Raw genomic sequence first — 20,546 nt, 5'->3', positions numbered from 1 at the left:
GGCATGAAGCTGAAACTGTGGGGTGTGTGGCTGGCGGCCGGGTTGTTGGCCGGGTGTTCCGGTTCAACGCCGGAAAAGGAAGCGCAAGTCTCTGAGGCGGGCCAAACGCGGTTGCAGCTGGGCCTGGAGTACCTGCAGCAAGGCGATATGGACGCCGCGCGCCAGAACCTGGAAAAGGCGCTGGACGCGGCCCCGCAGGATTACCGCACGCAGTTGGGCATGGCGCTCTATGAACAGCGGATCGGTGAAAATGCCGCGGCCGAACAGCGTTATCGGCAGGCGCTCAAACTTGCGCCGGGCAATGGCACCGTATTGAATAATTACGGTGCGTTTCTTTGCGGTTTAGGGCAGTATGTACCGGCGCAACAGCAGTTTAGCGCTGCGGCGCTGGCGCCCGATTATGGCCAGGTCGCCGACAGCCTGGAAAACGCAGGTTACTGTTTTCTCAAGGCCGGACAAAACGATGAGGCGCGCACGCTGTTGAGTCGCGCGCTGAAAGTCGATCCGGACAAAGGCACTCCGCTGTTGGCGGAGGCCGAAAAGCAATTTGGAGAAGGGAAGCGCGCCCAGTCGCAACTTTTATTGGATGTTTATCAGCATGTTCTGCCGGCCAGCGCCAGCAGCTTATGGTTACAGATTCGTTTCGCCGCGTTAGCCGGCCGTCAGGATAGCGTTCAACGCTATGGCAAGCAGCTAGCGCGAAGTTTTCCACAATCCAAACAGTACCAGCAGTTCTTAGCTAATGAATACTGAAGCCTCCCAAGATAAAACCGTATCCATGACGACGGGCCAGCGCCTGCGTCAGGCCCGTGAGCAACTCGGGCTGAGCCAACAGACCGTTGCAGAACGCCTGTGTCTCAAAATGTCCACCGTGCGCGATATCGAGGAAGACAGCGTGTCCGCTGACCTCGCGTCCACCTTCGTGCGCGGCTACATCCGTTCCTACGCCAAGCTGGTGCATTTGCCGGAAGACGAACTGCTGCCGATGCTGGCCAAGCAGGCGCCGTTGAAGATGGCGAAAGTGGCGCCGATGCAAAGCTTCTCGCTGGGCAAGCGCCGCAAGAAACGCGACGGCTGGCTGATGAGCTTCACCTGGCTTATCGTGTTCGTGGTGATCGGCCTGACCGGCGCCTGGTGGTGGCAAAACCACAAGGCCCAGCAGGAAGAGATCGCCACCATGGCCGATCAGTCCTCCGCGCAACTTTCGCAGAATAACGAAGGGCAGTCCGTGCCGCTGACCGACGGCAATGCCGATGCCGGCACCAACGTGCCGTTGACCGACAACAGCGCCGCGCCGGCCGATACTGGCGCAGCGGCTCAGGCGCCGGCGGCGACCGCCCAGGCGCCGAGCGCGGCTCAGCAGCAGCCTGCCGTGGTGTCGCCAAGCCAGACCACCCTGCCGGAAACCGCGCCGGCGGCACAGGCGCCGTTGCCGACCGCCGATGCGGGCGTGGCTGCGCCAGCGGCCGATCCGAATGCGCTGGTGATGGATTTCTCCGCCGACTGCTGGCTGCAGGTGACCGACGCGAGCGGTAAGACGCTGTTCAGCGGCACCCAGAAGCAGGGTGGCAAGCTGAACCTGGCCGGCACTGCGCCGTATAAACTGACCATCGGCGCGCCGGCGGCAGTTCAGATCCAGTATCAGGGTAAACCGGTTGATTTAAGCCGGTTCGTTAAGTCAAACCGTGTTGCTCGCCTGACCGTCGCCGCGCAGTAATCGCGCGGCACCGGTCGTGATGTCAGAGCAGCAATGGAGAGTAAGTAATGCATAACCAAGCGCCCATCAACCGTCGAAAATCTACACGCATTTACGTCGGCAAGGTGCCTATTGGTGATGGCGCGCCGATTGCCGTGCAGTCGATGACCAACACCCGTACCACCGATGTTGAAGCAACGGTTAATCAGATCAAAGCGCTGGAGCGCGTGGGCGTCGACATCGTCCGCGTTTCGGTTCCTACCATGGACGCCGCCGAGGCGTTCAAGCTGATCAAGCAGCAGGTCAACGTGCCGCTGGTCGCCGATATCCACTTCGATTATCGCATCGCGCTGCAGGTTGCCGAATACGGCGTAGACTGCCTGCGCATCAACCCGGGCAACATCGGCAACGAATCGCGCATTCGCTCGGTGGTGGACTGCGCCCGCGACAAGAACATCCCGATTCGCATCGGCGTCAACGGCGGCTCGCTGGAGAAAGACCTGCAGGAAAAGTACGGCGAACCTACGCCGGAAGCGCTGCTGGAATCCGCCATGCGCCACGTGGACATCCTCGATCGCCTCAACTTCGACCAGTTCAAGGTCAGCGTCAAGGCGTCGGACGTGTTCCTGGCGGTACAGTCTTACCGCCTGCTGGCCTCGCGCATCGATCAGCCGCTGCATCTGGGCATCACCGAAGCCGGCGGCGCGCGCAGTGGGTCGGTCAAATCGGCCATCGGCCTGGGCATGCTGCTGTCTGAAGGCATCGGTGACACCCTGCGCATCTCGCTGGCGGCGGATCCGGTCGAAGAAGTGAAGGTCGGTTTCGATATCCTGAAGTCGCTGCGCATCCGCGCGCGCGGTATCAACTTTATCGCCTGCCCGACCTGTTCGCGTCAGGAATTCGACGTGATCGGCACGGTGAACGCGCTGGAGCAGCGCCTGGAAGACATCATCACGCCGATGGACGTCTCGATCATCGGCTGCGTGGTGAACGGCCCGGGCGAAGCGCTGGTGTCCACCATGGGCGTAACCGGCGGCCACAAGAAGAGCGGCTTCTATGAAGACGGCGTGCGCCAGAAAGAGCGTTTCGACAACGAACAGATGATCGACCAGCTGGAAGCGAAAATTCGCGCCAAGGCCGCGATGATGGACGAAAGCAACCGCATCACGGTCAACCTGCTGGAAAAATAAGCGTTATCGCTACACGGCGGGCCTGTTGGCCCGCTTGTTTATGAACCTGAAGGGCAGAAAACCGCATCCGCGTTGAATACCGGGCGGCAAAGTCCCTATAATCAGGTTCATTTTTACAGACAACGGACAGAGAACTCACGTGGCAAAGAACATTCAAGCCATTCGCGGCATGAACGACTACCTGCCGGAAGAAACGGCATTATGGCAGCGTATTGAAGGCACCCTCAAGCAGGTGCTGGGCAGCTACGGTTACAGCGAAATCCGGTTGCCGATTGTAGAGCAGACCCCGTTATTCAAACGCGCGATCGGTGAAGTGACCGACGTCGTGGAAAAAGAGATGTATACCTTCGAAGACCGCAACGGCGAAAGCCTGACGCTGCGTCCGGAAGGGACGGCCGGCTGCGTGCGCGCCGGCATCGAACATGGTCTGCTGTACAATCAGGAACAGCGTCTGTGGTACATCGGCCCGATGTTCCGCTACGAGCGCCCGCAGAAGGGCCGTTACCGTCAGTTCCATCAGCTGGGCGCGGAAGTGTTCGGCCTGCAAGGCCCGGACGTCGACGCCGAGCTGATCCTGCTGACGGCCCGCTGGTGGAAAGCGCTGGGCATCGCCGAGCACGTCAAGCTGGAGCTGAACTCCATCGGTTCGCTGGAGGCGCGCGCCAACTACCGCGACGCGTTGGTGGCATTCCTGGAGCAGCACGTCGAGGTGCTGGACGAAGACTGCAAACGCCGCATGTACAGCAACCCGCTGCGCGTGCTGGACTCCAAGAATCCTGAGGTGCAGGCGCTGCTGAACGACGCGCCGCGCCTGTCCGAGTACCTGGATGAAGAATCCCGTGCTCACTTCGCCGGTCTGTGTGAACTTTTGGCGCAGGCAGGTATCCCATATACCGTTAACGAGCGCCTGGTGCGCGGTCTGGATTACTACAATCGCACCGTGTTTGAGTGGGTGACCACCAGCCTGGGCGCGCAGGGCACCGTCTGCGCGGGCGGCCGTTACGACGGCCTGGTCGAGCAACTGGGTGGCCGTGCCACCCCGGCGGTCGGTTTCGCCATGGGCCTCGAACGCCTGGTGTTGCTGGTGCAGGCGGTTAACCCGGAATTCAAGGCGCCGTCGGCTATCGACGTGTACGTCATCTCTTCCGGCGCGGGCACCCAGAGCGCGGCGATGCAGCTGGCTGAACAGGTGCGCGACGCGGCGCCGCAGCTGAAGCTGATGACCAATTACGGCGGCGGCAACTTCAAGAAGCAGATCACCCGTGCGGACAAATGGGGCGCGCGTATCGCGCTGATCCTGGGTGAGAGCGAAGTGGCGGCGCAGCAGGTGGTGGTGAAAGACCTGCGCAGTGGTGAACAAGAAACGCTGGCGCAAAGCGAAGTCGCTGCGCGTCTGGCTTTGATGTTAGGTTAAGGAGAAGGACACCGTGGAAGTCTATACCACTGAAAACGAACAAGTCGACGCACTGCGTCGGTTCTTTGCCGAGAACGGCAAAGCGCTGGCGGTGGGCGTGGTGCTCGGAATTGGTGCCCTGGTTGGCTGGCGTTACTGGCAGAGCCATGAAAACTCCAACATGATGGCTGCGTCGCAATCCTATCAGGAAGCCAGCGATCGTCTGGCGGCCGGCAAGCCGGATGATGTGGCTGCCGCGGAGAAATTTGTCCAGGCTAACGGCAACAGCTACGGCGTATTGGCCGCGCTGCAGTTGGCCAAGCACTTTGTCGAACAGAATGATTTCGCCAAGGCGGAACAGCAATTGGCGCTGGCGCAGGGCCAGACCAAAGACGACAACCTGTTGGCGATGATCGACCTGCGTCTGGCGCGCGTCCAGCTGCAGGAGAAAAAGCTGGATGAAGCGCTGAAAACGCTGGATGGCGTGAAAGGCGAAGGCTGGGCGGCGATGATGCAGGATGTGCGCGGCGATGTGCTGCTGGCCAAGGGCGACGCCAAGGGCGCGCGCGAAGCTTACAGCAAAGGCATTGAGTCCAACGCTTCTCAGGCGCTGCAGGTACTGCTGCGCATGAAATTGAATAACTTGTCCAGCTAAGGGGAATTCCCATGCAATTGCGTAAAACACTCTTGGTCGGACTGGTTTCCGCTGCCTTGCTGAGTGGTTGCTCGCTGTTTAACAGCGAAGAAGACGTGGTTACCATGTCGCCGTTGCCGAAAGTTGAAAATCAGTTTACGCCGAACAAGGCGTGGAGCACCTCGGTGGGCGACGGTATCGGTGAGTATTACTCCCACCTGCGTCCGGCCTATCAGGACAGCACCATTTACGCCGCCGATCGCTTCGGCATCGTGAAAGCGATGGACGCCGACAGCGGCAACGAGAAGTGGAAGGTCAATCTCTCCGAGAAGACCGGCTTCTTCTCCAGCAACCTGTCTGCGCTGCTGTCGGGCGGCCTGACGGTCGCGGGCGACAAGGTTTACGTCGGCAGCGAAAAAGCGGTGGTTTACGCATTGAACACCGCCGACGGCGCCATCGCCTGGCAGACTAAAGTGGCCGGCGAAGCGATCTCCCGTCCGGTTGTCAGCGACGGCATGGTGTTGGTGCACACCTCCAACGGCATGCTGCAGGCGTTGAACGAAGCCGACGGCGCGGTGAAATGGACGGTTAACCTGGACATGCCTTCGCTGTCGCTGCGCGGTGAATCCGCGCCGGCCGTCGCCTTTGGCGCCGCCATCGTCGGCGGTGACAACGGCCGCGTCAGCGCCGTGCTGATGCAGCAGGGCCAACTGATCTGGCAACAGCGTATTTCTCAGCCGAGCGGCGCGACCGAAATCGATCGCCTGAACGACGTGGACACCACGCCGGTGATCGTTGACGGCGTGGTCTACGCGCTGGGCTACAACGGCAACCTGACGGCGCTGGATCTGCGTTCCGGCCAGATTATCTGGAAACGCGAGCTGGGTTCGGTGAACGATTTCATCGTCGACGCGGGCCGCATCTACCTGATCGACCAGAACGATCGCGTAGTCGCGCTCAGCACCGAAGGCGGCGTGACCGTGTGGACGCAGAGCGATCTGCTGCACCGCAACCTGACGCCGCCGGTGATGTATAATGGTTATCTGGTGACCGGTGACGCCGAAGGTTATCTGCACTGGATTAACACCACCGATGGCCGTTTTGTCGCCCAGCAGGAAGTGGACAGCTCCGGCTTCCTGTCTGCGCCGATGGTGGCCGGCGACAAGCTGATCATCCAGGCTCGCGGCGGGAAAGTTTACGCTTTCACCCGCTAACGCCGCTCGTCGCAAGGCTTGAAAACGGCTCCTGAATGTTCAGGGGCCGTTTCGTATTTTTATAAGCTGCACCGCTGGTGTCTATCCACAGTGCAGTAACGCATTGATTATTAAGTAATGAGGCTTCAACAATGATACCTGTCGTCGCGCTGGTCGGGCGCCCGAATGTGGGTAAATCCACCTTGTTCAACCGTTTAACCCATACGCGCGATGCGCTGGTGGCGGATTTCCCGGGGCTGACGCGTGACCGCAAGTATGGTCGTGCTGAAATCGAAGGCAATGAATTCATCATCGTCGATACCGGCGGTATCGACGGCACCGAAGACGGCGTCGAAACGCGCATGGCCGGTCAGTCGCTGCTGGCGATCGAAGAGGCGGACATCGTGCTGTTCATGGTCGACGCCCGCGCCGGCCTGATGCCGGCGGATCAGGGCATCGCCCAGCACCTGCGCAGCCGCCAGAAGGCGACCTTCCTGGTGGCCAACAAGACCGACGGTCTGGATCCGGACACCGCCACCGCCGATTTCTACTCGCTCGGCCTGGGTGAAGTGTTCGCTATCGCCGCTTCCCACGGCCGTGGCGTGACCCAACTGATCGAACACGTGCTGGTGCCGTTCGTGCCGGAAAAGCCGGAAGACGTCGAGCTGACCGAGGAAGAGGCCAACGCCGCTTACTGGGCCGAGCAAAACGGCGAAACGCTGGAAGGCGAAGAAGACGAAGAGCCAGAAGAAGCGTTCAACCCGCAGGATCTGCCGATCAAGCTGGCGATCGTCGGCCGTCCGAACGTCGGTAAGTCTACGCTCACTAACCGCATCCTCGGCGAGGAGCGCGTGGTGGTGTATGACATGCCGGGCACTACCCGCGACAGCATCTACATTCCGATGGTGCGTGACGAACGCGAATACGTGCTGATCGACACCGCCGGGGTGCGTAAACGCGGCAAGGTGACTGAAACCGTCGAGAAGTTCTCGGTGATCAAGACCCTGCAGGCGATTGAAGACGCCAACGTGGTGCTGCTGGTGATCGACGCGCGTGAAGGCATCTCCGATCAGGATCTCTCGCTGCTCGGCTTTATCCTCAATAGTGGGCGCTCACTGGTGATTGCGGTCAACAAGTGGGACGGCATGAGTGAAGAAGATCGCGAGCACGTGAAAGAGATGCTCGACCTGCGTCTGGGCTTCGTTGACTTCGCGCGCGTGCACTTCATTTCCGCGCTGCACGGCAGCGGCGTCGGCAACCTGTTCGAATCGGTGCAGGAAGCCTACGAGTGCGCAACCCGCCGCGTAAACACCTCGATGCTGACCAAAATCATGCAGATGGCGGTTGACGATCACCAGCCACCGCTGGTGCGCGGCCGCCGTGTGAAGCTGAAATATGCTCACGCCGGCGGTTACAACCCGCCGATCGTGGTGATCCACGGCAACCAGGTCAGCGATCTGGCCGATTCGTACAAACGCTACCTGATGAACTACTTCCGCCGCTCGCTGAACGTGATGGGGACGCCGATCCGCATCCAGTTCAAAGAGGGCGACAACCCGTTCGCCGGCAAACGCAACCTGCTGACGCCGACCCAGATGCGTAAGCGCAAGCGCCTGATGAGCCACCTGAAAAAGAGCAAGTAATCGCTCATGAGGGGCGCGGCAGTGATGCCGCGCCCCTTTTTTATTGGCCCGAAATCGTTTTATTATCTGAAGATTACCTCGCCTGCCTGAAGGAACACCATGTCCTGGGAAACCTGGAGTTTTGCGTTTAACGTCACCGTGCCGAATCTGCTGATGATGCTGTTGGGGATCCTGCTGCGCCATTGGCGCCTGATGGATGACCGCTTCGTCGACGGCGCGACCCGCCTGGTGTTCAATCTGGCGCTGCCGTGCCTGCTGTTTTTCAGCATCGCCACCAACCATCCGCAGCTGCTCGGCAACCTGCCGCTGGTGCTGTTCGGCGCGGTCGGCACGCTGGCGACCTTCCTGCTCCTGGAGCTGGCCGCCAAGTGGCTGGTGAAAGAACCGCGTGAGCGCGGGGTGTTCGTGCAGGGCGGTTTCCGTGCCAATACCGCCATCGTTGGCCTGGCCTACGCCATGACCGCCTACGGCAGCGAAGGCATTGCGCTCGCTTCGCTGTACCTGACGGTGACGGTGATCCTGTTCAACATACTGTCGGTCATCACCCTCACGCGCAGCCTGCAGGGCGGGCAGGGCAAGAAAATCAGCCACCTGTCTTTGCTGCGCAGCATCGTTACCAACCCGCTGATCATCGGCCTGGTGTGCGGGCTGCTGTACGCGCAAACCGGGCTGGGCATCCCGACCGTGATCCGCCAAACCGGCAGCTATATCTCTGCGCTGTCGCTGCCGCTGGCGCTGCTGTGCACCGGCGCCAGCCTGGATTTTCGCGCCATGTTCCGTTCGTCCAACGTGGCGGCGCTGTCGTCGGCGGCCAAGCTGTTTCTGGTGCCGTGCCTGATGACGCTGGCCGGCTGGCTGTGCGGGTTTCAGGGGGCTGCGCTGGGCATTATCTTCCTGTTTTCCGCCACGCCGACCGCGTCGGGCAGCTATGTGATGACGCGCGCCATGGGCGGCAACGCCACGCTGGCGGCCAACATTATCGCCATCACCACCGTCGGTTCGTTCTTCACCACCGCGTTGGGGATTTATTTCTTGCGCTCATGGGGCGCGATTTAACCTGGAGTCGTTATGGAAGCGCACTGTCCGCACTGCCGTCAGACCATGAAGTGGGTAGCGGGTCACTACCATTGTGAAGCCTGCCAGCGCGATTATCGGCAGCTGGCGAGCTGCCCGGCGTGCGGGCAGCCGCTGCAAGAATTGAAAGCCTGCGGGGCGGTGGATTACCTGTGCCAGAACGGGCACGGGCTGATCTCCAAAAAACGGGTGAATTTCAGCTATCAGCCGCTGTAAGCCCTCACTCATCCACCTGGCCGGTTTTCCACAGATCCACCAGCGCCTGCGGCGCGCTGCTTTCCGGGATTAACAGCACGATCTCAGTGCTCAGGGTGGGGCTGGTGTAGTTGATTTGCACGCGGTAGTAGCGCTGGTCGCCGCAGCCGGGGGAGGTGGGCTGGCCTTCTTCCTGCGCATAGGGCAGCGTCTGGTTCAGCAACTGATTCAGGCGCTGCCGCTGCTCCGGCGTGATATCGGCCAGCGCGATGCGGCGCTGGCCCGCCAGTTTGGGAATGTAGGCAAAGCCTCCCTCGCGCGCCAGCTCAATGACCGTATCCTGATTGAGCGTCGGCAGCGGTTTCATTATTCCACCCCCACCTGATGCCAGGCTTGCTGCACCTTGTCCGCCACGCTCTGATCGAAACGCGCCTGCGCATGTTTCACCGTGGTGCGGGCGAAGGTGGCGAAGTCGGCGTTTTGCGGCAGCGCTTTGTCGCACACCGTGTCATACCAGACGTAACCGGCTTTCTCCCAGGCGAAGCCGCCCAGCGCCGTCGCCGCCAGGTAGAAGGCGCGGTTGGGGATGCCGGAGTTGAGGTGCACGCCGCCGTTGTCTTCCTTGGTCTGGATATAATCCTTCATGCTGGCGGGCTGCGGGTCTTTGCCCAGCAGCGGATCGTCGTAGGCGGTGCCGGGTGCCGACATCGAGCGCAGCCCTTTGCCTTTGATGCCCTCGGCGAGCAGCCCGGCGCCGATCAGCCAGTCGGCTTTATCGGCGGTTTGCTGCAGGTGGAACTGCTTGACCAACGAGCCGAATACGTCGGACAACGACTCGTTGAGCGCCCCGGACTGCTGGTAGTAGATCAACCCGGCTTCGCTCTCGGTCACGCCGTGCGCCAGCTCGTGGCCGACCACGTCGATGGCGATGGTGAAACGGTTGAAGATCTCGCCGTCGCCGTCGCCGAACACCATCTGCTGGCCGTTCCAGAAGGCGTTCTGGTACTCCTTGCCGTAGTGTACGCTGCCGACCAGCGGCAGCCCCTGGTTATCCAGTGAATTGCGGCGGTAGGCCTGCCAGAAGAAATCGTAGGTGACGCCGAGGTAGTCGTAGGCTTCGTCCACCGCCACGTCGTGGTTGCTGGGCTGGCCCTCTTTGCGCACCTGTTTGCCGGGCAGTTGGGTGCCGTTCTGGGCGTCGTAGATATCGCGGAGCGCTTCGCCGGCTCGGGCGTTTTTCTCGGTCGGCGAACGCAGCGGCTTGTTGCCGAGCAGGCTTTGCACGTGGTTCAGCGTGTGCAGCGCGCAGTCGCGCTGCGGGGCGTTGCCGTGTTCAATGATGCGGCGCAGCATGTAGGGAGGAATGACGGAACGCATGCGCTGGGCTGGCATAGTGGCTCTCCTTAGGCAAAAATTTTACCTCATCGAATGAATGCACTGTGCCTAAGTGTAGCCTACTCGTCATAAAGCCTGTGGTCATGCGTGCTCACCGCCGGCGCGGTCTTGTGCGGGCTGATGCGTCGCACCGAGGCGCGCACCGCCAGCCGGCCGTGCAGCAGCAGATTGCACGGCGGCGCGTCGGCGCGCAGCATGCGCCGCTGCAGCAGCTGGATCGCCTCGTAACCCAGTTCGTCGCGCGGCACCTGCACCGAGGTCAGCGGCACATCGTGGATTTCCGCCAGATTGAAGCCGTCGGTGCTCATCACCGAGACGTCGCCCGGCACGCTCAGCCCCCGCTTGTTGAGCGCTTTGACCGCCCCGACCGCCATGTAGTCGCCGCCGGCCAGGATCGCCGTCGGCAGCGGGGAGTGGCCGTGGATGCCATCGAGATAGGTGGTCAGCGCCTGCTCGGCCTCTTCGCCACCGAAGCCGGAGGTGGTGATCAGATGGCGGCCGTCGTCGAACGGCAGATGATGCCGGGCGTAGGCCTGGCGGATGCCCGCCAGCCGCAGCTCCATGGTGTGGCGGCGCAGGCATTGCAGATTGAGGATATGGCTGTGCCCCTGCTGGAACAGGTAGCTGGCGGAATAGTCGCCGATCAGTTGATGATCCGGCGAGACGCTGTCCAGCCGCATCTGCCGATCGCTGCAGTTGATCAGCACGCAGGGCTTGTGCAGATCGGCGGCCAGGGTGTGGATATGCTCGTCGTCGATGCCGATGATCAGCGCCGCTTCGGTGTGCGGGTCGCTCATCTTTTCCAGAAACAGCGCGCCGTCGCTGTGTTGCTCTTCCAGCCCGCAGTAGCGGATGCGCACCTCGTGCTCCATCAGCGCGGCGGCGATACCCTGAATGACCTTGTAGTAGAAGATGTCGGTGCGCACGTCGAACGCGCGCTGCGGCGCGAACACCATCACGTTGTTCAGCATCAGTCGGCCGCTGGAAATGCCCTGCAGAATGCCGTTTTGCTGCGCACAGTCCAGCACCTTGCGGCGCGCCTCGGCGCTGGTGTTGGCCTTGCCCGCCAGCACGCGGGAAACGGTGCTGATCGACAGCCCGGTTTGGCGAGCGATCTCCTGAATTTTCAGCTTTCCGTTCATTCTGTGATCTCCTTCAAATTCGTCCGTGAGAATATTTTCATTGCAGATTTTCAGCGTCTTGACCGGATTTCTTGGTCATTATGACTATTTTTTCACCCGCCTGTGAAAATCTTTGCAAAAAACAGCGTTTCGCTGCGCGCTCTCGCTGAGTAGTCTGCATTGGTACACCAATTTTAGCGACATGTCAGTCCAATTTTAACGGTGTGCGAAAATGAAAACAAAAATAAATCATGGGGTTGTGATTGTCTGTCGGCCAATGATATGGCGCCGACCCGTTTTCACCGCCCCGTGTTTGATAGCACAACGTACCCTACCAAAACGCGCGTCGCCGTAGCCGGCGGCCGCGGGGAGAGAACCGATGAGTGTGGAGATCAATCAGGCGGTCGCGCAGAGCGGCCGGCGCAAGTTCAAATCGCTGCGCTGGTGGATGCTGGCGCTGTTCTTGCTGGGCGTCACGGTCAACTACATCACCCGCAACTCGCTGGGCATTCTGGCGCCGGAGCTGAAAACCAGCCTGAACATGAGCACCGAGCAATATGCCTGGGTGGTGGCGTCGTTCCAACTGGCTTACACGGTGTTTCAGCCGATCTGCGGCTGGCTGATCGACGTTATCGGCCTGAAGATGGGCTTTCTGATCTGCGCCGGTATTTGGGCGGTGGTGTGCATGCTGCACGCCGGCGCAGGCAGCTGGCTGCAACTGGCCATTCTGCGTTTCTTCATGGGGGGCGCGGAGGCGGCGGCCACCCCGGCCAACGCCAAGGCGATCTCCGACTGGTTCCCGAAGAAGGAGCGGCCGATCGCCGCCGGCTGGGCCGGCGTCGGTTTCTCCATCGGCGCCATGCTGGCGCCGCCGATCATCGTCATCGCTCACGTCTCCTTCGGCTGGCAGGGCGCCTTCCTGTTCTCCGGCGGGCTGGCGCTGATCTGGGTGGTGCTGTGGTGGCTGTTCTACCACTCGCCGCAGCAGCACCCGAACCTCAGCCAGCAAGAGCTGGATCTGATCCGCGAAGACAACGAACCGGTGCTGCCTAAGCTGCCGTTCCTCACCTCGCTGGCCAGCCTGTGCAAGAACAAGAAGTTTTACGGCATCGCCATCCCGGCCTTTCTCGCCGAGCCGGCCTGGGCGGTATTCAGCTTCTGGGTGCCGCTGTACCTGGCCACCGAACGCGGCATGGATCTGAAACAGATCGCGATGTTCGCCTGGCTGCCGTTTCTGGCGGCGGATATCGGCAGCGTCGCCAGCGGCTATCTCACCACCCTGTACCGCAAATGGTTCGGCTGCAGCCGCGTCAACTCGGTGGTCGCCAGCTCGGTGACCGGCGCTTTCCTGATGGTGTCGCTGGCGTTCGTGGCGATCACCCAAGATCCCTATGTGGCGATCGCGCTGATCTCGATCGGCGGCTTCGGCCACCAGGTGATCTCCTGCATGCTCAGCGCGCTGGTGGTGGAGTCGTTCGATAAAAACCAGATGGCGACGGTCAACGGCATGCGCGGATCCAGCGCCTGGATCGCCAGCTTCCTGTTCACGCTGCTGATCGGCGCGGTATCCGACACCATCGGCTTCAACCCGCTGTTCATCGCCATGGGCTTCTTCGATCTGATCGGTGCCCTGTTCCTGATTGCCCTGATCGCCGAACGCGGCGGTAAGAAAACACCTTCACACAGCTAAGTGGAATGCTTATGAAAACCTTGAAAAACTGGACGCTGGCGGCGCAGCATGCCGACCACGTTGAGCTGCTGGTCGATGAACGCCACCGTTTCTGCCTGTACGTGCTGGAAGACGGTCTGTTCCGCGTGTTGATCAAACGTGAGGGCGAACTGGCGCTGGATCGCACCTGGAGCATCGCGCCGCAGGAGGATGTGCCCTGGGAGGGGCGCGATCGGCTCAGCGTCGCCGGCTTCAGCCTGCCGGGCTACCAGCTGCGCCAGGAGGGCGATCGGCTGGTGGTCAGCACGCCGCTGCTGCGCGTGACGGTGCATCAGCCGCTGTGGCTGGAATGGGAATATTGCAACGCCGCCGGCGAATGGCGGCCGCTGGCGGCGGATCGGCCGACCAGCGCCTACCTGCTCAATGCGCACGGCGACGGCGTGGCGCACTATCAGCGGCGTTTCGCCGATGAGCGTTATTACGGCCTGGGGGAGAAGGCCGGCGATCTGGAGCGCACCGGCCGCCGCTTCGAGATGCGTAACCTGGACGCCATGGGCTACAACGCCGCCAGCACCGATCCGCTGTACAAGCACATTCCGTTCACCATCACCCGCGGGCCGGAGGCGAGCTTCGGCCTGTTTTACGACAACCTGAGCAGCTGCTGGTTGGATCTGGGCAACGAGATCGACAACTACCACGCGGCCTATCGCCGCTATCAGGCCGAAGCGGGCGATCTGGATTACTACCTGTTCCTCGGGCCGAAGGTCTTGGACGTCACTAAGGCCTTCGTGCGCCTGACCGGCCGCACCCACTTCGGACCGAAGTGGAGCCTGGGCTACAGCGGCTCGACCATGCACTACACCGACGCGCCGGATGCCCAGCAGCAGCTGCAGCAGTTCATCGCGCTGTGCCGTCAACACGCCATTCCCTGCGACTCTTTCCAGCTGTCGTCGGGCTACACCTCGATCAACAACAAGCGCTACGTGTTCAACTGGAATTACGACAAGGTGCCGCAGCCCAAGCAACTGAGCCAGGCGTTTCACGACGCCGGCCTCAGGCTGGCGGCCAACATCAAGCCGTGCCTGCTGCAGGATCACCCGCAGTATCAGGCGGTGGCGGCGCAGGGGCTGTTTATCCGCGATTCGCAAAGCGACGCGCCCGAGCGCTCCAGCTTCTGGGACGACGAAGGATCGCACCTCGACTTCACCAACCCGGCGGCGGTGCGCTGGTGGCAGCAGGGCGTCACGCAGCAACTGCTGGAGATGGGCATCGACTCGACCTGGAACGACAACAACGAGTACGAAGTGTGGGACGGCGAAGCGCGCTGCCACGGCTTCGGGCGGCCAATCGCCATCAAGCACATCCGCCCGGTGATGCCGCTGCTGATGATGCGCGCCTCGATGGAGGCCCAGCAGCGCTTCGCGCCGCAGAAGCGGCCGTATCTGATCTCGCGCTCCGGCTGCGCCGGCATGCAGCGCTACGTGCAGACCTGGAGCGGCGACAACCGCACCAGCTGGCAGACGCTGCGCTACAACATCCGCATGGGGCTGGGCATGAGCCTGTCCGGGCTGTATAACCTCGGCCACGACGTCGGCGGCTTCTCGGGCGACAAACCGGATGCGGAGCTGCTGGTGCGCTGGGTGCAAAACGGCGTGATGCATCCGCGTTTCACCATTCATTCCTGGAACGACGACGCCACGGTCAACGAGCCCTGGATGTACCCGGCCGCCACCCCGGCGGTGCGCGAGGCGATCAACCTGCGTTACCGGCTGATGCCGTATTTCTACACTCTGTTGTGGCAGGCCTGCGCGGATGACGAACCGATGCTGCGCCCGACCTTCCTCGATCATGAACAGGATGCGCGCACCTTCGGCGAGAACGACGATTTTCTGATCGGCCGCGATCTGCTGGTGGCCAGCGTGGTGGAGCCGGGGCAGCGCCGGCGTTCGGTGTATCTGCCGGACAACGGCGAAGGCTGGTACTGCTTCTACAGCGGCCAATGGTTCGGCGGCGGCCAGACGGTGACGCTGGCGGCGCCGCTGGAGCGTTTGCCGCTGCTGGTGCGCGCCGGGGCGGCGCTGCCGCTGTCGCAGCGGCTGGCGCATGTGGACGTGGCCGCCGACGATCGGCGCGAGCTGCGGCTGTTTCCGCTCAAGGGCCGCGGCGCAAGCAGCGGGCTGTTGTTTGAGGACGACGGTGAAAGCGAAGGCTGGCGACAGGGCGATGCGCTGTGGTTGCGTTGGGAAATGCGCTGCGACAATCAGCGCATCATGCTGGATATCACGACGGAAGGGCGTTTCCGCCCGGCCTGGCGCACGTTGGCGCTCAGCCTGCCGGAAGGCGAAATGCGCGCGTTGTGGGTGAACGGCGAACCGGGCGAGCGTTTTACGTTGGAGTAGGGGTTACTCGGCCGCGCGTTTCTTGCGCGGCTTCTTGGCGACGGTGATGGTTTTCACCTCGCTTTCCACCCAGCCGTCCTGCAGGCGGGTTTTCAGCAGTTCGCCGACCTGCGCCTGTTTGGTGGTTTTCAGCAGCTCGCCGCGTGGGGTTTGCGTCACGCTGTAGCCGCGCGCCAGCGTCGCCAGCGGGCTGACGGTTTCCAACTGGCTGCAGGCCACGCCGAAGCGCTGGCGGTAGGCGTTGAGCTGCCGCTCCATCGCTTGCTGCAGGCGGTATTCCTGCTGCTGCACGCGCTGTTGGTAGCGGTGAATGCGGCCCTGCGGCTGCACCTGTGCCAGCCGCTGCTGGGCGCGTTCGCTGCGGCGGGCGGCCAGGCGCAGCTGTTGCTGCATGCCGTCTTCCATCCGGCGCTGCAGCTTGAACAGCAGCGTCTGCTGGCGCGCCAGGCGCAGATGCGGATGCTGCTGCTGTAAACGGTGGTGAATGCGGGTGAACTGCTGCTGGCGCTGCGCCAGGTAGTAATCCATCGCCATCTCCAGCCGCTGCTGCTGCGATTGCAGCTGGCGCAACAGCTCGAGCTGATTGCGGCTGACCAGTTCGGCGGCGGCGGAAGGGGTCGGCGCGCGCAGATCGGCGACGAAATCGGCGATGGTGACGTCGGTTTCATGGCCGACGGCGCTGACGATCGGAATGCGGCTGGCGAAGATCGCCCGCGCCACGCGTTCGTCGTTGAAGCTCCACAGATCTTCCAGCGAACCGCCGCCGCGGCCGACGATCAGCACGTCGCATTCGTCGCGGCGGTTGGCGGCCTCGATGGCGCGCACGATCTGCATCGGCGCTTCGGCGCCCTGCACCGAGGTGGGGTAGATGACGATCGGCAGCGACGGATCGCGCCGCTGCAATACCTGCAGAATATCGTGCAGCGCCGCGCCGCTGGCGGAGGTGATCACCCCGACGCGTTTGGCCGGGGCGGGCAGCGGCTGCTTGAACTGCTGATCGAACAGCCCTTCGGCGCTCAGGCGCTGTTTCAGCTGCTCGAACTGTTGCTGCAGCAGGCCGTCGCCGGCGGGCTGCATGCTCTCGGCGATCAGCTGGTAGTCGCCGCGCGGTTCATACAGCGTGATGCTGGCGCGCACCAATACCTGCTGGCCGTTTTGCGGCCGGAAGGTGACGCGGCGGTTGCTGTTGCGGAACATCGCGCAGCGCACCTGGGCGCGATCGTCTTTCAGCGTGAAATACCAGTGGCCGGAGGCGGGCTGGGAGAGGTTGGAGATCTCGGCGGAGAGCCAAATCTGCCCCATTTCCATTTCCAGCAGTTGGCGAACCGTCTGATTGAGGCGGCTTACGGTAAAAATGGAAGGCGAAACAGGTAGCGACATGTGACCCAGATCAAATTTCAAAACAATCACTTAATTGGTCGATACTACATGGCTGAAAAAGGTAATCAAGACTTTTTGTAAGAAAGTGCTGGAGGCAACCGATTCCGCTCTGTATAATGCCGCGGCAATATTTTATCTTTTTCACAGCCCACCCTGGTGAGATATTGCCCATGCTACGTATCGCTAAAGAAGCTCTGACGTTTGACGACGTCCTCCTGGTTCCAGCCCACTCCACGGTTCTGCCTAACACCGCAGAGCTCGGCACCCAACTGACCAAAACCATCCGCCTGAACATCCCTATGCTGTCCGCAGCCATGGATACCGTTACCGAATCCGGCCTGGCCATCGCGCTGGCGCAGGAAGGCGGCCTGGGCTTCATCCACAAAAACATGTCCATCGAGCGCCAGGCTGAAGAAGTCAGCCGCGTGAAGAAACATGAAAGCGGCGTAGTTACCGACCCGCAGACCGTTACCCCATCCACCACGCTGCAGGAAGTGAAAGAGCTGACCGCGCGCAACGGCTTTGCCGGTTACCCGGTCGTCACCGAAGACAATGAGCTGGTCGGCATCATCACCGGCCGCGACGTGCGCTTCGTGACCGATCTGACCCAGCCGGTCACCGCGGTCATGACGCCAAAAGATCGCCTGGTCACCGTGAAAGAAGGTGAAGCGCGCGACGTGGTGCTGCAGAAGATGCACGAAAAGCGCGTAGAAAAAGCGCTGGTGGTGGACGACAGCTTCCACCTGCTGGGCATGATCACCGTTAAAGACTTCCAGAAAGCGGAACGCAAACCGAACGCCTGTAAAGACGAGCACGGCCGTCTGCGCGTGGGCGCGGCGGTCGGCGCCGGCGCCGGCAACGAAGAGCGCGTTGACGCGCTGGTGGCGGCAGGCGTTGACGTTCTGCTGATCGACTCCTCGCACGGCCACTCCGAAGGCGTGTTGCAGCGCATCCGCGAAACCCGCGCCAAATACCCGGATCTGCAGATCGTCGGCGGCAACGTTGCGACCGCAGCGGGCGCCAAAGCGCTGGCTGAAGCCGGCGTGAGCGCGGTGAAAGTGGGTATCGGCCCTGGCTCCATCTGTACCACCCGCATCGTGACCGGCGTGGGCGTACCGCAGATCACCGCCATCGCCGACGCGGTGGAAGCGCTGGAAGGCACCGGCATCCCGGTTATCGCCGACGGCGGCATCCGCTTCTCCGGCGACATCGCCAAAGCGATCGCCGCGGGCGCATCCTGCGTGATGGTCGGTTCCATGCTGGCGGGCACCGAAGAATCCCCGGGCGAAATCGAGCTGTATCAGGGCCGTTCGTTCAAATCTTACCGCGGCATGGGCTCGCTGGGCGCGATGTCCAAAGGCTCTTCCGACCGTTACTTCCAGACCGATAACGCCGCCGACAAACTGGTGCCGGAAGGTATCGAAGGCCGCGTCGCCTATAAAGGCATGCTGAAAGCCATCGTGCACCAGCAGATGGGCGGCCTGCGCTCCTGCATGGGCCTGACCGGCTGCGCCACCATCGACGATCTGCGCACCAAGGCGGAGTTCGTGCGCATCAGCGGCGCCGGCATTCAGGAAAGCCACGTGCACGACGTGACCATCACCAAAGAGTCGCCGAACTACCGCATGGGCTAATGCCTTAACCTCTCCTGAGTGAGAGGCCGGGATGGGGCGTTAAGCCCCATCCCGAAACACACATTTTCGCTCTTTTTCTCTTGTTGCTGGAATTCGCCTCACATGACACAAAATATCCATAAGCATCGCATCCTGATACTGGACTTCGGTTCGCAATACACCCAACTGGTCGCCCGCCGCGTGCGCGAAATCGGCGTTTACTGCGAACTGTGGGCCTGGGACGTTAGCGAAGAGCAGATCCGCGAATTCAACCCAAGCGGCATCATCCTGTCCGGCGGCCCGGAAAGCACCACCGAAGCCGGCAGCCCGCGCGCCCCGGACTATGTGTTCAACGCCGGTGTGCCGGTGCTGGGCGTGTGCTACGGCATGCAGACCATGGCGATGCAACTGGGTGGCCATGTGCAGGGTTCCACCGAACGCGAGTTCGGCTATGCGCAGGTGGAAATCGTCAACGAGAGCGCGCTGCTGCGCGACATCGAAGACGCCATCAGCCCGGCCGGCAAACCGCTGCTGGACGTGTGGATGAGCCACGGCGACAAAGTGACCGCGATCCCGTCCGACTTCGTGACCGTCGCCAGCACCGACACCTGCCCGTTCGCCATTATGGCCAACGAAGAAAAACGCTTCTACGGCGTGCAGTTCCACCCGGAAGTGACCCACACCCGTCAGGGCCAGCGCATGCTGGAGCGCTTCGTACTGGACATCTGCCAGTGTGAAGCCCTGTGGACCCCGGCCACCATCATCGAAGATGCGGTCGAGCGCATCCGCGAGCAGGTGGGTGAAGACCACGTGATCCTCGGCCTGTCCGGCGGCGTCGACTCCTCCGTGACCGCGATGCTGCTGCACCGCGCCATCGGCAAACGCCTGACCTGCGTATTCGTCGATAACGGCCTGCTGCGCCTGAACGAAGCCAAGCAGGTGATGGAAATGTTCGGTGACCATTTCGGCCTGAACATCGTGCACGTCGAAGCGGAAAACCGCTTCCTGACCGCACTGGCGGGTGTGGACGAGCCGGAAGCCAAGCGTAAAATCATCGGCCGCGTGTTCGTTGAAGTGTTCGACGAAGAAGCCTGCAAGCAAGAGCAGGTGAAATGGCTGGCGCAGGGCACCATCTACCCGGACGTGATCGAATCCGCCGCTTCCGCCACCGGCAAAGCGCACGTGATCAAATCGCACCACAACGTGGGCGGCCTGCCGAAAGAGATGAAACTGGGCCTGGTCGAGCCGCTGAAAGAGCTGTTCAAAGACGAAGTGCGCAAGATCGGCCTGGAGCTGGGCCTGCCGTACGACATGCTGTTCCGTCACCCGTTCCCGGGCCCGGGTCTGGGCGTGCGCGTGCTGGGCGAAGTGAAGAAAGAGTACTGCGATCTGCTGCGCCGCGCCGACGCCATCTTCATCGAAGAGCTGCACAAAGCCGATCTGTACAACAAAGTCAGCCAGGCGTTCACCGTGTTCCTGCCGGTGCGTTCGGTCGGCGTGATGGGCGACGGCCGCAAATACGACTGGGTGGTCTCCCTGCGTGCGGTAGAAACCATCGACTTCATGACCGCGCACTGGGCGCACCTGCCGTATGACTTCCTCGGCCGCGTTTCCAACCGCATCATCAACGAAGTGGACGGCATCTCCCGCGTGGTGTACGACATCAGCGGCAAGCCGCCGGCGACGATTGAGTGGGAATGATGAACGGCTAATTACTGACTATCAGTGATTATTTAAAAACCCCCGTTGCGGCTTTGCCACGCGGGGGTTTTCTCTTTTAGGAGCTTGGTTGTGCTGTGAGCATCTGTGCTTGCTCAGGTACGCTACCCGTGCTGCCGTATACTGAGCTCGTTGTTCCAAACTGCGCCATACAAAGTTGCTGCTGCTTTGTATTACTGATCAACTATTGATTTGTCATGTATTGGCATATTTACGCTACAGGCGTAAGAAC

Annotated in this window: 17 protein-coding genes; 13 read left to right on the top strand and 4 right to left on the bottom strand. The window is 61.8% G+C overall.

What is annotated here, in order from left to right; all coding sequences use genetic code 11:
* Window positions 1-3 precede the first annotated feature (3 nt).
* The 9 genes from pilW to ACJ8HN_RS18755 all read left to right on the top strand — a co-directional run bounded on the left by pilW (window position 4) and on the right by ACJ8HN_RS18755 (window position 9,039).
* Window positions 4-753: a type IV pilus biogenesis/stability protein PilW gene (gene pilW / locus ACJ8HN_RS18795; protein WP_164105150.1), complete on the top strand. Its 750-nt coding sequence runs from the start codon at window positions 4-6 to the stop codon at window positions 751-753.
* Window positions 743-1,717: a cytoskeleton protein RodZ gene (rodZ, locus tag ACJ8HN_RS18790; protein ID WP_060457263.1), complete on the top strand. Its 975-nt coding sequence runs from the start codon at window positions 743-745 to the stop codon at window positions 1,715-1,717. Before pilW ends, rodZ begins: the two co-directional genes overlap by 11 nt.
* A gap of 47 nt (window positions 1,718-1,764) precedes the next feature.
* Window positions 1,765-2,886, top strand: coding sequence for a flavodoxin-dependent (E)-4-hydroxy-3-methylbut-2-enyl-diphosphate synthase (gene ispG / locus ACJ8HN_RS18785; protein WP_016929756.1), 1,122 nt, complete (start codon window positions 1,765-1,767; stop codon window positions 2,884-2,886).
* Window positions 2,887-3,025: 139 nt separating this feature from the next.
* Complete coding sequence (gene hisS / locus ACJ8HN_RS18780) at window positions 3,026-4,300, top strand: histidine--tRNA ligase (RefSeq protein WP_033635593.1); 1,275 nt, start codon at window positions 3,026-3,028, stop codon at window positions 4,298-4,300.
* Between the two features lie 13 nt (window positions 4,301-4,313).
* Window positions 4,314-4,934, top strand: coding sequence for a YfgM family protein (locus ACJ8HN_RS18775; RefSeq protein ID WP_033635592.1), 621 nt, complete (start codon window positions 4,314-4,316; stop codon window positions 4,932-4,934).
* An 11-nt stretch (window positions 4,935-4,945) separates the two neighbouring features.
* Window positions 4,946-6,127: an outer membrane protein assembly factor BamB gene (gene bamB / locus ACJ8HN_RS18770; protein WP_193169494.1), complete on the top strand. Its 1,182-nt coding sequence runs from the start codon at window positions 4,946-4,948 to the stop codon at window positions 6,125-6,127.
* Window positions 6,128-6,258: 131 nt separating this feature from the next.
* Window positions 6,259-7,749 (top strand): ribosome biogenesis GTPase Der, encoded by a 1,491-nt coding sequence (gene der / locus ACJ8HN_RS18765; RefSeq protein ID WP_004941442.1) that lies wholly within the window; start codon window positions 6,259-6,261, stop codon window positions 7,747-7,749.
* A 99-nt stretch (window positions 7,750-7,848) separates the two neighbouring features.
* On the top strand, window positions 7,849-8,805 hold the full coding sequence (locus ACJ8HN_RS18760) for an AEC family transporter (RefSeq protein ID WP_033648913.1): 957 nt from the start codon (window positions 7,849-7,851) through the stop codon (window positions 8,803-8,805).
* 12 nt (window positions 8,806-8,817) lie between these two features.
* Window positions 8,818-9,039 carry a zinc ribbon domain-containing protein gene (locus ACJ8HN_RS18755; RefSeq protein WP_033654277.1) on the top strand — a complete coding sequence of 74 codons (222 nt, stop codon included), beginning with the start codon at window positions 8,818-8,820 and terminating at the stop codon, window positions 9,037-9,039.
* A 4-nt stretch (window positions 9,040-9,043) separates the two neighbouring features.
* On the opposite strand, the gene ACJ8HN_RS18750 is transcribed toward ACJ8HN_RS18755, so the two are convergent.
* The 3 genes from ACJ8HN_RS18750 to ACJ8HN_RS18740 form a co-directional block, all read right to left on the bottom strand.
* The gene (locus ACJ8HN_RS18750) at window positions 9,044-9,385 is read right to left on the bottom strand and encodes a protealysin inhibitor emfourin (RefSeq protein ID WP_033635587.1); all 342 of its coding nucleotides are present in this window, start codon (window positions 9,383-9,385) and stop codon (window positions 9,044-9,046) included.
* On the bottom strand, window positions 9,385-10,410 hold the full coding sequence (locus tag ACJ8HN_RS18745; protein WP_033648910.1) for a M4 family metallopeptidase: 1,026 nt from the start codon (window positions 10,408-10,410) through the stop codon (window positions 9,385-9,387). The genes ACJ8HN_RS18750 and ACJ8HN_RS18745 overlap by 1 nt, the downstream gene beginning before the upstream one ends.
* Before the next feature lie 62 nt (window positions 10,411-10,472).
* The gene (locus tag ACJ8HN_RS18740) at window positions 10,473-11,555 is read right to left on the bottom strand and encodes a LacI family DNA-binding transcriptional regulator (protein WP_033654276.1); all 1,083 of its coding nucleotides are present in this window, start codon (window positions 11,553-11,555) and stop codon (window positions 10,473-10,475) included.
* 358 nt (window positions 11,556-11,913) lie between these two features.
* Between ACJ8HN_RS18740 and ACJ8HN_RS18735 the strand changes: the two genes are divergently transcribed.
* A complete protein-coding gene (locus ACJ8HN_RS18735) occupies window positions 11,914-13,224 on the top strand; it encodes an MFS transporter (RefSeq protein WP_033635583.1) in 1,311 nt (436 codons plus the stop codon).
* 11 nt (window positions 13,225-13,235) lie between these two features.
* The gene (locus ACJ8HN_RS18730; RefSeq protein ID WP_442523815.1) at window positions 13,236-15,602 is read left to right on the top strand and encodes a glycoside hydrolase family 31 protein; all 2,367 of its coding nucleotides are present in this window, start codon (window positions 13,236-13,238) and stop codon (window positions 15,600-15,602) included.
* 3 nt (window positions 15,603-15,605) lie between these two features.
* Here the strand turns inward: ACJ8HN_RS18730 and xseA are convergent, their stop codons facing one another.
* Window positions 15,606-16,982, bottom strand: coding sequence for an exodeoxyribonuclease VII large subunit (gene xseA, locus ACJ8HN_RS18725; RefSeq protein WP_031299944.1), 1,377 nt, complete (start codon window positions 16,980-16,982; stop codon window positions 15,606-15,608).
* Between the two features lie 170 nt (window positions 16,983-17,152).
* Between xseA and guaB the strand changes: the two genes are divergently transcribed.
* Window positions 17,153-18,616 carry an IMP dehydrogenase gene (guaB, locus tag ACJ8HN_RS18720; RefSeq protein ID WP_033635581.1) on the top strand — a complete coding sequence of 488 codons (1,464 nt, stop codon included), beginning with the start codon at window positions 17,153-17,155 and terminating at the stop codon, window positions 18,614-18,616.
* 102 nt (window positions 18,617-18,718) lie between these two features.
* The gene (gene guaA / locus ACJ8HN_RS18715) at window positions 18,719-20,296 is read left to right on the top strand and encodes a glutamine-hydrolyzing GMP synthase (RefSeq protein ID WP_033654273.1); all 1,578 of its coding nucleotides are present in this window, start codon (window positions 18,719-18,721) and stop codon (window positions 20,294-20,296) included.
* Window positions 20,297-20,546 lie beyond the last annotated feature (250 nt).

Origin of the sequence: Serratia sp. CY29653 (genome assembly GCF_052169255.1) — a bacterium.
Taxonomy (GTDB): Bacteria; Pseudomonadota; Gammaproteobacteria; order Enterobacterales; family Enterobacteriaceae; genus Serratia; species Serratia sarumanii.
The sequence above is the reverse complement of the archived record's forward strand: the minus strand, read 5'-3'. Positions and strand labels throughout refer to the sequence as shown.

What these genes read in the sequence shown, in the direction of transcription:
- pilW (WP_164105150.1), top strand. Translation starts at nt 4, where the DNA reads ATGAAGCTGAAACTGTGGGGTGTGTGGCTGGCGGCCGGGTTGTTGGCC.
- rodZ (WP_060457263.1), top strand. Translation starts at nt 743, where the DNA reads ATGAATACTGAAGCCTCCCAAGATAAAACCGTATCCATGACGACGGGC.
- ispG (WP_016929756.1), top strand. Translation starts at nt 1,765, where the DNA reads ATGCATAACCAAGCGCCCATCAACCGTCGAAAATCTACACGCATTTAC.
- bamB (WP_193169494.1), top strand. Translation starts at nt 4,946, where the DNA reads ATGCAATTGCGTAAAACACTCTTGGTCGGACTGGTTTCCGCTGCCTTG.
- der (WP_004941442.1), top strand. Translation starts at nt 6,259, where the DNA reads ATGATACCTGTCGTCGCGCTGGTCGGGCGCCCGAATGTGGGTAAATCC.
- ACJ8HN_RS18760 (WP_033648913.1), top strand. Translation starts at nt 7,849, where the DNA reads ATGTCCTGGGAAACCTGGAGTTTTGCGTTTAACGTCACCGTGCCGAAT.
- ACJ8HN_RS18755 (WP_033654277.1), top strand. Translation starts at nt 8,818, where the DNA reads ATGGAAGCGCACTGTCCGCACTGCCGTCAGACCATGAAGTGGGTAGCG.
- ACJ8HN_RS18750 (WP_033635587.1), bottom strand. Translation starts at nt 9,385, where the DNA reads ATGAAACCGCTGCCGACGCTCAATCAGGATACGGTCATTGAGCTGGCG.
- ACJ8HN_RS18745 (WP_033648910.1), bottom strand. Translation starts at nt 10,410, where the DNA reads ATGCCAGCCCAGCGCATGCGTTCCGTCATTCCTCCCTACATGCTGCGC.
- ACJ8HN_RS18740 (WP_033654276.1), bottom strand. Translation starts at nt 11,555, where the DNA reads ATGAACGGAAAGCTGAAAATTCAGGAGATCGCTCGCCAAACCGGGCTG.
- ACJ8HN_RS18735 (WP_033635583.1), top strand. Translation starts at nt 11,914, where the DNA reads ATGAGTGTGGAGATCAATCAGGCGGTCGCGCAGAGCGGCCGGCGCAAG.
- ACJ8HN_RS18730 (WP_442523815.1), top strand. Translation starts at nt 13,236, where the DNA reads ATGAAAACCTTGAAAAACTGGACGCTGGCGGCGCAGCATGCCGACCAC.
- xseA (WP_031299944.1), bottom strand. Translation starts at nt 16,982, where the DNA reads ATGTCGCTACCTGTTTCGCCTTCCATTTTTACCGTAAGCCGCCTCAAT.
- guaB (WP_033635581.1), top strand. Translation starts at nt 17,153, where the DNA reads ATGCTACGTATCGCTAAAGAAGCTCTGACGTTTGACGACGTCCTCCTG.
- guaA (WP_033654273.1), top strand. Translation starts at nt 18,719, where the DNA reads ATGACACAAAATATCCATAAGCATCGCATCCTGATACTGGACTTCGGT.